This is a genomic window from Gracilibacillus suaedae (assembly GCF_017599345.1).
Lineage (GTDB): Bacteria > Bacillota > Bacilli > Bacillales > Amphibacillaceae > Gracilibacillus > Gracilibacillus suaedae.
Map to the genome: position 1 here is coordinate 17,919 of NZ_JAGFVL010000062.1, position 13,673 is coordinate 31,591.

11 protein-coding genes are annotated in these 13,673 nt (G+C 37.6%); 6 read left to right on the forward strand and 5 right to left on the reverse strand.

Features of this window, described 5'->3' with window-relative positions:
- Nucleotides 1–101: 101 nt before the first annotated feature.
- The gene (locus J5J03_RS18750) at nt 102–1,334 is read left to right on the forward strand and encodes an endo-1,4-beta-xylanase (protein ID WP_208591891.1); all 1,233 of its coding nucleotides are present in this window, start codon (nt 102–104) and stop codon (nt 1,332–1,334) included.
- A 235-nt stretch (nt 1,335–1,569) separates the two neighbouring features.
- Nucleotides 1,570–2,331 (forward strand): helix-turn-helix domain-containing protein, encoded by a 762-nt coding sequence (locus J5J03_RS18755; protein ID WP_208591893.1) that lies wholly within the window; start codon nt 1,570–1,572, stop codon nt 2,329–2,331.
- 198 nt (nt 2,332–2,529) lie between these two features.
- On the opposite strand, the gene J5J03_RS18760 is transcribed toward J5J03_RS18755, so the two are convergent.
- The 3 genes from J5J03_RS18760 to J5J03_RS18770 all read right to left on the reverse strand — a co-directional run bounded on the left by J5J03_RS18760 (nt 2,530) and on the right by J5J03_RS18770 (nt 4,611).
- On the reverse strand, nt 2,530–2,907 hold the full coding sequence (locus J5J03_RS18760; RefSeq protein ID WP_208591902.1) for a DUF3237 domain-containing protein: 378 nt from the start codon (nt 2,905–2,907) through the stop codon (nt 2,530–2,532).
- Between the two features lie 238 nt (nt 2,908–3,145).
- On the reverse strand, nt 3,146–3,754 hold the full coding sequence (locus J5J03_RS18765) for a sugar-binding protein (protein ID WP_208591904.1): 609 nt from the start codon (nt 3,752–3,754) through the stop codon (nt 3,146–3,148).
- A gap of 56 nt (nt 3,755–3,810) precedes the next feature.
- Nucleotides 3,811–4,611: an alpha/beta hydrolase gene (locus J5J03_RS18770; RefSeq protein ID WP_231710850.1), complete on the reverse strand. Its 801-nt coding sequence runs from the start codon at nt 4,609–4,611 to the stop codon at nt 3,811–3,813.
- Between the two features lie 725 nt (nt 4,612–5,336).
- On the opposite strand from J5J03_RS18770, the gene J5J03_RS18775 reads away from it, so the two are divergent.
- The 3 genes from J5J03_RS18775 (at nt 5,337) to J5J03_RS18785 (ending at nt 10,537) form a co-directional block, all read left to right on the forward strand.
- Complete coding sequence (locus J5J03_RS18775; protein ID WP_208591910.1) at nt 5,337–8,465, forward strand: carbohydrate binding domain-containing protein; 3,129 nt, start codon at nt 5,337–5,339, stop codon at nt 8,463–8,465.
- 84 nt (nt 8,466–8,549) lie between these two features.
- A complete protein-coding gene (bglS, locus tag J5J03_RS18780) occupies nt 8,550–9,278 on the forward strand; it encodes a beta-glucanase (protein WP_208591911.1) in 729 nt (242 codons plus the stop codon).
- Between the two features lie 188 nt (nt 9,279–9,466).
- Complete coding sequence (locus tag J5J03_RS18785) at nt 9,467–10,537, forward strand: LacI family DNA-binding transcriptional regulator (protein ID WP_208591912.1); 1,071 nt, start codon at nt 9,467–9,469, stop codon at nt 10,535–10,537.
- 72 nt (nt 10,538–10,609) lie between these two features.
- Here J5J03_RS18785 and J5J03_RS18790 read toward each other — a convergent pair whose 3' ends face one another.
- Nucleotides 10,610–11,152: a hypothetical protein gene (locus tag J5J03_RS18790; protein ID WP_208591913.1), complete on the reverse strand. Its 543-nt coding sequence runs from the start codon at nt 11,150–11,152 to the stop codon at nt 10,610–10,612.
- A gap of 157 nt (nt 11,153–11,309) precedes the next feature.
- Nucleotides 11,310–11,669 carry a hypothetical protein gene (locus tag J5J03_RS18795; protein WP_208591914.1) on the reverse strand — a complete coding sequence of 120 codons (360 nt, stop codon included), beginning with the start codon at nt 11,667–11,669 and terminating at the stop codon, nt 11,310–11,312.
- A gap of 347 nt (nt 11,670–12,016) precedes the next feature.
- Here J5J03_RS18795 and nikA point away from each other — a divergent pair, with 347 nt between their 5' ends.
- Nucleotides 12,017–13,657 carry a nickel ABC transporter substrate-binding protein gene (gene nikA / locus J5J03_RS18800; RefSeq protein ID WP_208591915.1) on the forward strand — a complete coding sequence of 547 codons (1,641 nt, stop codon included), beginning with the start codon at nt 12,017–12,019 and terminating at the stop codon, nt 13,655–13,657.
- The last annotated feature ends 16 nt before the right edge of the window (nt 13,658–13,673 follow it).

Genomic DNA, 13,673 nt, shown 5'->3' on the forward strand with positions numbered 1-13,673 from the left:
AATTTACTTAGTTTTTATATCAACTGTATTCTGCTAACATTTAATGAATAAAAAAGAAAGCGCTATCTATTAAACAACATGTTATGAGTGGAGGTATTAGAATGGGACAAACAAATAAATTAGCACATCGAATGGCGAACAAAACGATTAAACTCGTTGATGCACAAGGGAATCCTGTAGCAGGGAAGGAAGTGGAACTGAAACAGACCAATCATCAATTTTTATTTGGTTCTGGGATTTTTGATGTCATCGATGTAGCAAATAAGAATGTACCAGCAGACAGACTTGCATTTCAAGAAGAAAAACTAGATAAATTTTTAGATGTATTTAACGCTGGTACATTACCTTTCTATTGGGGAAGGTTCGAACCCGAAAAAGGTAAACCCCAAACAAAAGAATTACAGGCAGCAGCTCAGTGGTTAAAAGAGAGAAATGTAACGGTGAAGGGACATCCACTTTGTTGGCACACCGTAACAGCTCCTTGGCTTCTCGATATGAGCAATGAAGAAATTTTGCAAGCACAGTTTGCTAGAATTGAACGGGACGTTACAGATTTCAAAGGCCTTATCGATATGTGGGATGTCATTAATGAAGTAGTCATTATGCCGATTTTTGACAAATATGATAATGGTATCACCAGAATAAGTAAAGATTTGGGGCGTGTTGGTATTATAAAAGAAATGTTTGCGAAGACACGTGAATATAACCCAGATGCGACCTTATTATTAAATGACTTCAATACATCAATAAATTATGAAATATTAATTGATGGCTGCTTAAATGCAGGTGTCCAAATTGATGCGATTGGTATTCAGTCCCATCAACATCAAGGATATTGGGGACGTGAGAAATTAGAAGAAGTATTAGATCGCTTTTCACATTTCGGAATTCCCATTCACTTTACAGAAAATACATTAACATCTGGACACCTGATGCCACCTGAAATAGAGGATTTGAATGATTATCAGAATCCAGAATGGCCATCTACACCAGAATTCGAGGAACGTCAGGAGCAAGAAGTGGAAGAAATGTATTCTATTTTGTTTGAACATCCTCTTGTAGAGGCGATTACGACATGGTCCTTCAGTGATGATGGTGCGTGGCTTGGGGCTCCAGCAGGATTTGTTCGGAAGGATAACAGTTTGAAGCCATCTTATGAGGTATTAAAGAAATTAATTAAAGGTGATTGGTATACCAATAAACAATCTAAAACAGATGACAACGGTATGGTATCATTTGAAGGATTCCTTGGAGATTATGACCTTTTATGTGATGGTAAAAAGGTAAGCTTTACATTAGATAAGAGTGAAGGAACAATAAAGTTGGTAGTGTAAATCATCCCTTGTCAAAAGTAATACCATTAATAAATACAGGAAAGTAATTACTTAAATAGCCGTATAGCTCCAAACTTTGATGATTTCGACAGGTGCCTGGCGCCTGTCGAAAGGGGAGCTTTTAAGTCCAAGCGTACCATTCCTCGGAAAAAAGAGATAATCATAGTTTTGGAATTAAATCGGAAATTCGAAGACTCCGTATTATAGATTGGTATATCAGTGGAGGTATACACGGATGACACATATTCACTATGTTGAATACAATATGTCGCATAATAGCAATTTTGTTATTGATGTTCCAAAGGGCTATCATTGGCTTATTGTCATCACCAAGACTCCAGCACAATTCTGGGTTAATGGTGGCCTTAAGGAGTATCCTGCACATACCACCATCGTCTATCGCCCTACACAGAAAGTTTATTACAGAGCCTGCACCGATCAGTTCATCAATGACTGGATTCGCTTTGAATCCAACGCACCTTATATAACGGAATCACCGCTTCCATTTGGCGAACCATTTTCTGTGAATGATCCAAACTATTGCCGTAAGCTATTTGAACTATTATCTATTGAACACAATTTCAATCGAGATTACAAAAAATCTTCCATCGAATTCTTGTTGAAGACGCTGTTCAACAAGTTAATGGAATCCTATTTCCATGGAGACATTTTCTCTCAATACTACAATCTATTAAAACTTCGCACAATGATTCAAAACAACCCAGGAGAATATTGGACGGTTGCCAAAATGGCAGATTACCTTCGAATCAGTTCAGGATATGTTCAGAACATATACAAAAGAACCTTTGGGGTTTCCTGTATGGATGACGTAATCGACAATCGAATTCGATTGGCTAAAGAATATTTAATTCATAGCAACCAAAATATTACAGAAATCGCTTCTCAATGCGGGTATCAAAATGTGGAACACTTCTACAGGCAGTTCAAGCATATTACGGGAAAAACACCTAGGAAATTTCAAAAATACGGTTCTTGAAGTTATACTTTATAAGGGGTTTTATTACTTCGTTGGTTGTTCCTTATAAAGATCTATCCGATGATGTGTACTAGCATCCCAGAAGGTGCCTCTACCGTATAGACCTACCAGAGAGGCAGTTTTTCTCAGGTTGTCTGTTCGGGTTTGAAAATCTAACCCCTTCGAATGGATCCGTTTCTCTGTCGCCTCTCGCGCAGATCACGTGATTTGCTTTAAACGGTAAAAGTGGAGCTTCACTGCTATCCCTTCATTCACCTGCTGTGGTTCCAATTTTCCAACAAAAGTATCTTCATTTAACCATGCGTACCAACCAATTGAGGTCAAGAAGCTAGGATGTGTCCAAATGGTTTCTCCCTTACTATTACCATGGTTTCCCTCGTTAATAATGGAAATCAATATCCCATCATCTGTTTCCAATGTATACCTCGCCCATATTTCACTACTTCCATCTTTCCGGACGGTGTTCCAGTCTGCTCCACCAGGAACGACTCTCCCGTTAATTGCCGGTCCTTCAAATGTCCCTCCCACAATTGGAATGACACGAAGAAACCCTTTAGGTGTATCTCCAATTTCCAATGGCTCTGAACATAAGCAACCAGAGAACATCGGGCATTTGGCGGATTCTCTATGGGGGCAGTCACGACGTGGTATACATTTACAGAAGCCCTAGACTATTTCAAGTATTATATGCCATTAAGTGGAGACAGCTGGGTACTTGGTTCATCAGCGGGTGGTAGCCAACCAGAGGAAACAGCTGAATACCTTGCCAACGTTGTAAGAGAATCCAGCTATACGCCACAGGATTATTACATTTTCAGTGCCACAGGCAATAAGGATATTGCGTATCCGAACTTGAAACCGATGGTGGTACACATTCCGTTATTTTCGAAGATGTGTAATACTTCTCGGCATTTTCAATATCCACGGATAGGCTATTCTCATAGTTTACCCGAATATGCAAATCATCTACTCCATATTCTTGCGTCTTATCGTTATTCTCGTCTAAAAATATTTCCACCGAATCTTGCATGTGTAGTGTGTCGGATTTTACTGATAAGTGTTCGTCTTTCACTTCTGCAAGGATATAAAGCGCATCATCGTCCCATAGCGCTTTAAATGTTGTGGAAGTGTTATCAGTAGATACGTGTTTCGGTGTAACCTTAGGTGCTTTCTTCCATACATCATCTACTTCTCTGTCAATGAGTGGCGATCCGATATAGACAACCATTCTTCCCTTTGAATCAAATCCGTCCTTGTCTACTGGAACTTTTGCAGGTACTGTAGTGGGTTTACCTGCCGCCTTACCATTATCTGAAGATGCGGAGACATCAGGCCAAATACCGATCGAATACGTTAATACTAGTGTCACAACAACTAACAACATCATTCTGGGGGAAGAAAACAACCATTTTCCTTTGTTCATAAAAATTAATCCTCGTGAACGGTTTATTTTAGTAAGCGATTACAATGTTATCTTCATTATTTCTTAAACAGTTGTTGAGAGAAATGATAGAGTCCACTACTCCAGACTGCTGGTTCATGTCCTCCTCGATCTAAATACCAGATATGAGAAATATTCTTTTCTGTTAAACTATGATGAAAGTTTTCACTAATAGATAGTAGATCGTCTTGATCTCCGCATGATAACCAAAGTAAATGTAGACGCTTAGAAATTTTTTTCGGATCTTCAAGTAATTCTTCTGGTGTCTTTGTGTTTGGTGCAGCAGAGAATGACCCGACCCACGAAAAGGTATCTAGATTATTTAGTCCGAAGTTTAATGATTGACCTCCTCCCATAGATAACCCTGCAAGTGCACGGTGGTGGCGATTTTTCCAAACAGGATATTCAGATTCTATATATGGGATAAGATCATTTAGTAAATCATCTTCAAACCTTTCGAATGCAGCAATTTTTTCAGGATCAAATATATCTCCAATGGGACGATCATCTTCCATTGCTCGACCATTTGGAAAAACAACAATCATAGGTTCTAGTTTATTCTCGGCATACAGGTTATCGAGGATGTTTTGAGGGTTCATTTGGTCATTCCACTCATTTTCATCCCCACCTATTCCGTGAAGAAGATATAAAACATTATATTTTTTCTTTGGTGAATAACCTGGAGGAGTATAGACCAATGCATTACGATTAACTCCAACTGTAGTAGAATAATAGGTTATCATATTCATTTCCCCATGAGGAATTCCACTTTGATATTCATCATATCCAGGAGGTGCGGCTTCGATTTCGTCTGAAGCTATAATGGAGCCTGGGGCCATGGCAAAAATGATACAAAAAGATAATGTCAACAAGTAGATCTTTTTCATTTTTTCACTTTCCTACTTTTATTGTATTCCTAACACCAATTACTTTTAGCTTGAAGTATTTATCACCACCTCTCAGCAGTTTGTGATAAAACAATCTTCATCCAACCTATTAACAATTCAAAGTTACAATATTCCGATTGGTCAAGACAATGATCAAAACAAATGAAAAATTGATCTATCCTCATATTAAATGATAGAACCTCTTCCGTTTACTGAAGCGAACGTGTTGATCGATTTATAGTAATTGCCTGAGATACCAAGCAATTCAATAATTTATCCCTGGACAGAACTCCCCTATAATATAAGTACACGAGCTACTTAAAAAACACTGAAAAATTTCGATAAAAAGATTGAATTTTTTCAAATAATAGTTTACTATCATTAATGAAACCGTTTTCTTTTTGGGTCGCTTTTATTTTTTTAGGTTAATACTAACGCGCGTTAGTGATTTTATGGTATACATTATACGGTTGTAAAATGTATGACAATGGAGACTAATACATCAAAAATTTCCAAGAGGTTCTAGATAATATATACAACCTCTCAAGATACATAAACACTGTAAAACATGATATAGATCGTCCTTATTGTAAAAGTAAAATACTTTATTAAAGGAGGTGATGGGTAAGCGTATTCTGTATCACTAAACCTTACAAAATTTTTAGGAGGATAGGAAAATGATGAAGTTAAAAAAATTACGTATTGCATTACTAGTAGTTCTTCTGATTAGTTTTAATTTTAGTTTTATCGCTAGTGTTTCCGCTAATACAGACGAAGATGAATCGGACGATTGGAAATTACGTTGGTCTGATGAATTTGATGATAGCGAAATAAATATGGATAACTGGAGTTATGATGTTCCGACAAATGGCAGATGGAACGGCGAAATACAATCATATACAGAAAATAATGCATTTATAGAAGATGGATCACTTATTCTGGAGGCAAGAGAAGAGGAGATAACAGAGGAAGATGGGCAAACATATGACTACTCTTCTGCTAAGCTCATTACGCAAGGTAAGCAAAAATGGACGTATGGTAAAGTGGAAGTGAGAGCAAAAATGCCTACTGGACAAGGTATTTGGCCAGCAATTTGGATGATGCCAGAGGATGAACCGTTTTATGGTACATGGCCTGTGAGTGGAGAAATCGATATTATGGAATTGTTAGGTCATGAACCTGATACCATTCATGGAACGGTACACTTTGGTGAACCACACCAACAAATTCAAGGCACGTATCGTTTGCCTGATGGACAAAGTTTTGGTGCCGATTATCATGTTTATAGCATTGAATGGGAGCCAGGGGAAATCAGATGGTATATCGACGATGAATTATATCATACAGCCAATGACTGGTTCACGAAGCATGCAGACAATGCTGATGAATATACGTATCCTGCCCCGTTTGATCAAGATTTCTTCTTAATCATGAATATTTCAGTTGGTGGGGACTGGCCTGGAAACCCAGATGAAACAACCGAATTTCCAAAGCAAATGGCTGTTGATTATGTGAGAGTATACGAAAAAGATGACTATCCAATACACGAAAAACCTATTAGTGAAGAGGATGACAACATTCGAGAACCTCTTGAAGATGGAAACTATGTGTATAATGGAAGCTTTGATATGGATGACCCTGAGGTAGAAGGTGTAGAAGGGGTTCCGAATACGGATTATTGGACTTTTTTACAGGATGGAAGTGCTAACGCTAACCTTGAAGTGAATGATGATGCGTTGGATGTACAAATTGAATCAGGTGGGAATGTTGAACACGGAGTACAGTTATTTCAAGCTCCCATGCACCTTGAAAAAGGAGCCAAGTATAAAGCTTCGTTTAAAGCAAAAGCAGAAGCAGAAAGACCGTTAAAAGTAAAAATTGGGGCAGATGGGGATCGTAGCTGGGTTGATTATGCGGACAAGGACCCCTTCACGATTACATCATCCTGGGAAGAATATGAATTGGAGTTTACGATGGAGCATGCAACAGATGTTAAAGCTAGGTACGAATTCAATATGGGACTAGACGACAATAGTATCTCTCTTGATGATGTCAGGCTAGAAAAAATTGCCGATCCAGAACCAGTTGATCCTTCAGAAACAGTAAGGGAACCACTACCAACTGGAAACCACATCTATAATGGTACTTTCGATCAAGGTGCTGAAAGAATGGGGGATTGGGAATTTAATACTGATGAAACGGCAGAGGCGACCAAATATATTGGCAGTTCTGTAGATGAACGAAGATTTGAGGCCCTCATTACCGATGGTGGTGACAACAGTGATTCTGTACAGTTAATACAAAGCGGTTTTCGGTTAGAAAATAATAGACAGTATCAGCTCACGTTTGATGCCAGTGCAGAAACAGACAGAGATATTCATGTAGCTTTTAGAAATTCGGAATCTGAAGTAGTACATGAGGAAACGATCAAGTTAAGCTCGACTACTAACACACATACAGTAGATTTTACGATGGAAGCAGAAAACGATAATCATTCAGAGCTGCAGTTTAATATGGGCAGAAATGAAAGTGATGTTTACATTGATAATGTATTTTTAAAGAAACAACCATTAGAAGAAGTAGAAGGCAATCTTATTAAAAATGGAATATTTGATGGGCTGGAAAATTGGAGAGCAGAAGCATTCAATCCTGGTAAGGCAAGTTTTCAAGTAAATGAAGAGGGACAAGCGAAAGCAGCTATTACGGATATAGGAAGTGACGATTGGAATATTCAATTATTTCAAAACGGTGTCGAAATCGAACAAGGTGCTACGTATGAGGTATCTTTTGATGCAAAAGCAACGGTTGATCGACCGTTACGTCTGCAAATTCAACATAATGGAGAAGAAGATGACGATTGGACAGGATATTTTGACCAAACAGTATCATTAACAGACACAATGGAAACGTATACGTTCACATTCGAAATGACAGAATCATCTGATCCAGCTGCTAAATTTGGTTTTGCTTTAGGAAAAGATGGGGACGGATTAACACCATCAGAAGGACATGATGTATTGATTGACAATGTTTTATTGAAAAAGGTTGAAGATGAAGACACAGATGATCCAAATGAAGAGAAGTCAGTAATTACAAATGTGAATGATTTAGAATTGGTTGATAATGTATACCAAACAAATAAAGGGACAAAGACAACAGTAGTAAGTAAGGAAGTCATTAATCAATTAGATGCAAATGGCTCGATTGCGTTTAGCTTTCAGGGAGTTACTGCTATTGTTCCTATAAGCGTGTTACAGACTGGGGAGGATATTACATTCGTATTTGGTGAGGTATCTGACGGAGTGAAAAAGAATAATTCGGATGCCGTAAGTGAACTGTATGATTTCTCATTAATTTCAAATGGAGAAGCAATCGACTTTGATGAGCCTATCACACTTATCTTTACCGTTGATCCATCTGAAATATCGAATTGGGATAATGTAAGGGGAATCTATATTAATGATAATGGTGAAAAAACAAATGAAGTCATTAAACCGGTTTCTTATGACAAAGATAACCATAGAGTAGCTGTGGAAGTATCACACTTTAGTATTTATGGGGTATTTGAAGTAGAAGAAACAAATACAGAAGATCCAGAAGCAGAGAATCCAATCACAGATGACAAGCAGAGAGAAGACAATGAAGAGAAGGAAGCAGGAGACACTACGGAATCTAAGGATAAAGACGGTGATACATTGCCAGATACAGCGACTTCTTTATTTAACTACCTATTAATTGGTCTACTAGTTCTTGCAGTGGGTGTTTTCATGTACGTTAGATCAAGAAAAAAAGTAACAGATAAATAAAAACGATTGCCAGCACTAATCATCTATCTAACTAAATTATATGTTGAAGTTCGACAAAACAAATTATATTTAGGAGTGATGACAATGAAAGGTAAAAGTATTATTAGAATGGTAGTTATGTCGCTAATAATGATGTCTTTTACGGTGGTGATTTCTGCGCAAAGCCAGGCAACAGAATATCATTCTTTCGACTATCATGATTGGCAAAACTGGCAGATTTCGGACGGATGGAGGAATAATGATCCTTTTTTCGGATGTCACTGGAATGCAAACAGGGTGAATTTTAATCAGGGAGAGATGGAGTTATCTCTTCGTACCAATTATTCGTACCCAGCACCGTATAACTACGAGTGTGCAGAGTATGCAACAAGTAATTTTTATGGGTATGGATTGTACGAAGTATCGATGAAGCCAGCAAATGTATCGGGGGTAATCTCTTCTTTCTTCACGTATACAGGCCCATCCTATGATGCCCCGTGGGACGAAATTGATATTGAATTCCTAGGTAACGACACGACAAAGGTTCAATTCAATTATTACACGAACGGTGTCGGAGGGAATGAAATCCTTCACGATTTAGGATTTAATGCTGCCCACAGTTTTAATACCTATGCTTTTGATTGGCAAGAGAACTATATTAGCTGGTACGTTAACGGCCAATTGGTTGCTACAGCTACTGAAAATATTCCGAGGAACCCGAGTAAAATCATGATGAATGTATGGAATACGTACGGAATTAATGAATGGGCAGGCCCCTATTATGGAGAAAATGCCAATGCATCCTATCAATGGGTTCGCTATACGCCGAATTAATAGGCAAGTACCAATTGAATCGAATAAGCAATAGTAGCTAAATGTGCTGTATAACAAGAAGTGTAGGTTGTCCAAGAGGTTGTTATGACCATAGGACAACCTCTTTTAAGTAAGAAAATAGATGAAATAGATATACAAAGCTATCTTTTTGATATAATAGGAAAAAAAGTAGATTAGGTGGAGAATGTATGCGTAGTGAGGACTTAGCTAAACTTTTGGGATTATCCAGAAGTACCATATCAAGAGTTATTAATAATTATCCCGATATCCCCCAGGCTACTAGAGAGAAGGTTTGGAAGGCAATCGAGGAATACAATTATGCACCCAATGCTTCAGCACGGAATCTAGCTGGTGCAAAAAACAAAATGATCGCAATCATCTTATTAGATGTAAACGATGATGAGGAGCCACATCATGTAAAAACCACAGAAGATACGATCATTCATGATAATCCATTTTTTTCTCCTATTGTTAACGCCGTCAGTGACCAAGCGAATAAAATGGATTATTATGTCCTTGTTTCAATATCCTATTCAAAGAATGATTTAAAAAGAGTTCAAAATATTTTTCATCAAAAAATGATAGATGGAGCCATTTTCGTAGGCACGCAGGAAGCAGAATATGAGCTTATATTTAACCTGATTGAACAAAAGCATAAAATTGCAATGATTGATACCAGTGAAGTGTATGACACAGACCGCGATGCGATCTATATTAATGCGGATAACTACAAGGGTAGTGTGAAGGCGTTATCGTATTTATTGGAACTTGGCCACACTTCTATTGGTATTATTACGGGGAATTTAAATAAATTGTCTGCAATAGAGAGGCTGGCAGGCTTTGAAAAAACACTCATGCAACATGGGATAGAACCGAATAAGGATGCTATATACCAAGGTGATTTTACGGAGAACAGCGGATATAAAGGGGCAAAACACCTTTTGAGTGGGTCCAATCCTCCGACAGCTATTTTTGTGAGTAATGATACGATGGCGGTTGGTGCATATAAAGCGATAAATGAACTAGGGTTAAGTATTCCAGAGGATATATCCATTATAGGATTTGATAATTCATTTTTTTCGCCTTATCTAAATCCACCCCTAACAACCATAGACATCTCCTTTGAAGATATAGCTAAAAGAGCCACAACACTTCTAATTGAATCGATTGAACAGGAACACCAACGAAGGGTTGTGGAAAAGGTGAATGCTACTCTTATTAAGAGGGAGTCTTGTACAGCTGTAAAAGGTGATGGGTGATATGGATGAAAAATCGATTTGTATAAGCTGAAGGAAGAGAGAAGTTGCACGTTACCTACTACTTTATAATCTTTAAGTGTTTATAGCAATTGATGAGCGATTGGGCTCCATTATTAGGATGCTAATCGTCAATAACTCTAAAATCCCTAACCTTATGCCGCCATTCGTTTGGTAAAGGTTCATTGAATACTTTTTTTCCCATGGCAAGGATATCCTCAACCTCATCAAGTCCCGAGGTGCAGGTTGAACTGCAATTTGGATATGAGACCCGACGTTGTTTTTTAGAGAGAGTGGTTTTATTTGACCGATTCTGCTTCTATGATTGTCCACAAAAAAGTCGAAGTAATCTGGCTTGTTCAGAGTACTTTCGGCAGATTGAACAGCACTATGGAACGTAGACTTTTCATTAGTTAATAATGTTGATTCCACAGCGATAATATCATGTATTCCGCTTGCCATACTTTTTGTTAGTAAGTTTTTGTCATCCTGAAAATTATCTGGGGAACTATATTCCTTTAACCAGAAAGCAGGATAGGCGTGGCCACGGAAAAAAACGATAAGTGGATGAATACCTATCGACTCTGCGCATATCGCATATAACAGCGTTAAGTCCAAGCAGGTACCTAACTTATGTTCCTTTATTATGTCAGGAAATCGAATTTTCTGTCCCTGGGTCTCAAAGTTGGCAGGGGGATTGGTATAGGAAATTTCCTGAGATTCGATTAGGAGTGACGAAGCTTGAAATAATCTCTGGGATAACGTTAGAGCCTGGCTATGAATCAAAGGAGAGGATATCCACTGGAAGCTTTTTTTGATAGGCTTCTTTGTCCCCGATTCTAATTTTTAAACTGAAATGTCCTGTGATACTTTCATCCAGGTTTATAAGATAATCCGCTGATAATGGAATGTCAGGATGGATTTCCATAGTTTCTTCGGGATTTAATACTTCAATGTGTATGGTTTCGGGTTCAAAGAACGAAGGATTAGAGGATAAATCTATTTTAATATCGTGGTACTTTTCCTCACATGTGTTTTCAATGGATAAGCGCTTTATAAACGGTACATGGTTTTGTTGCAGGGCGAAGGTAATCTTTTCACCATATTCATAATTACAAGCTATTAATCTTTCCACAATTTTACCTCCTATTATTTAACTCATATCATATTAGGTCATTACTACTATTATAACAACTATTCTCTTAATTTGTTCCTTAAAAGGTAGAATATTGTAAAAAAATACTCTCTGAGTGCCTGTCATTAACCGAAAATTGTCGATTTAAAAAATATGGAGATTGCATAGGCTGAGGAGGGACAAGCACTAATTAAAGCTAGCAGTATTTTGCCTTTAACTATTGGGTTATGGACTTATCAAATTCTAATTTTAATCGATTAAATAGCTAAATAGTATTGACAATGAAATATACAAACCTTACTATTGATAATGATTATCGTTGTCAATAGTAGGAGGTTTCGAATTTTATGTTACATACCAAAAATAAAAAACTAGTTTTACTTATTTCTGTAATGCTTCTAATATTGTCAACAGTTTTACTGGGTTGTACAAGTGAATCAGTAGAACAGGAGGAAGCAGATGCTTCAAGTGAAACTAGTGAAAGTACCAATATGATTACTTTTTCTTGGCCTAGAGATATAGGTGAAATGAATCCGCATGTCTATAATCCGTCTCAAATGTTTGCCCAATCAATGATCTATGAACCTTTAGTTAGCTACCAAGATGGTGGAGAGTTAGAGCCACATTTGGCTGAATCATGGGATATTTCTGAAGATGGAAAGGAATATGTATTCAACTTACGTCAAGGTGTAAAATTTTCAGACGGCTCAAGTTTCAATGCTGGAATTGTGAAAAAGAACTTTGATACTATTTTAGACAACAGAGAAAGGCATAGTTGGTTAGGATTTGTTCCGTTAATCGATCAAACAGAGGTCGTAGATGAATATACATTTAAGTTTACATTAACGGAACCATATTACCCTACAATTCAGGAGCTAGCTAACGTTCGTCCAGTACGTTTCTTAGGAGAGGCAGGATTCCCTGAAAATGAGGACACTTCAAAAGGTGTAGAACAACCAATCGGTACAGGTCCGTGGGTTTTGGAAGAACATAAAGTGGATCAATATGCTACTTTTAAACGCAATGAGAATTATTGGGGTGAACTACCAAGTGTAGAGCGAATTAAAGTCAATGTTATTCCTGATGCAGAAACACGCGTACTAGCTTTTGAGAAAGGTGAATTAGACCTTATATATGGTGAAGGGGTTATTAATATAGATGCTTTTAACCAATTAAAATCGACAGGTTCTTATGAGAGTAGTATTTCTGAACCAGTTGCAACTAGAATACTAGTAATGAATACGAATAGGGAGATGCTTTCAGATATCCAGGTTCGTCAGGCTTTACATTATGGATTTAATAAAGAAGCAATCGTCGAGGGCGGGACATCTGGTTTGGAAGAGGAGGCTGACAGAATCTTATCAACCAACTTCCCTTACGCTTCCAATGTTGATGCAACTACGGTTGATTATGACGTTAATAAAGCTGAGCAATTATTAGATGATGCAGGATGGAAGTTACCAGAAGGAAAAGATATTCGTGAAAAAGACGGGAAGCCACTTGAAATCGAGTTAATGTATAATTCTGCTGAATCCATTCAAAAAACAATGGCAGAAGCATTACAATCTGAGTGGGCGAAAATTGGTGTGAAATTAAACATTGACGGAGTTGAACTTCCTACTCAAGTGGAAAGGTTTAATAAGAATGAATTTGATATGAATTTCTATAGTACCTCGGGTGCTCCGTATGACCCACATTATTTTGTAAACATAGTTGCAACAGAAGGATTTGGGTTTGTAGAAGCTATATCATCTTATCCTAACAAGGATGAGTTGTTGAGCCAAATTGCTGCTGTCCAACAATCAACTGACGAAAATGAGCGTCAGGAACTGTACACATCCATTTTAGGTTCATTACAAGAGCAAGGTGCAATTGTACCGATTTCTTACATTAAGCAAATTGCAATCTATCAAAAAGGTGTTTCTAATTTTACATTCCCTGCTAATCGAGATGAACATCCTTTTACAGGCATTAGTATCGAGGAGTAAGCGACAGGAGTTTTCT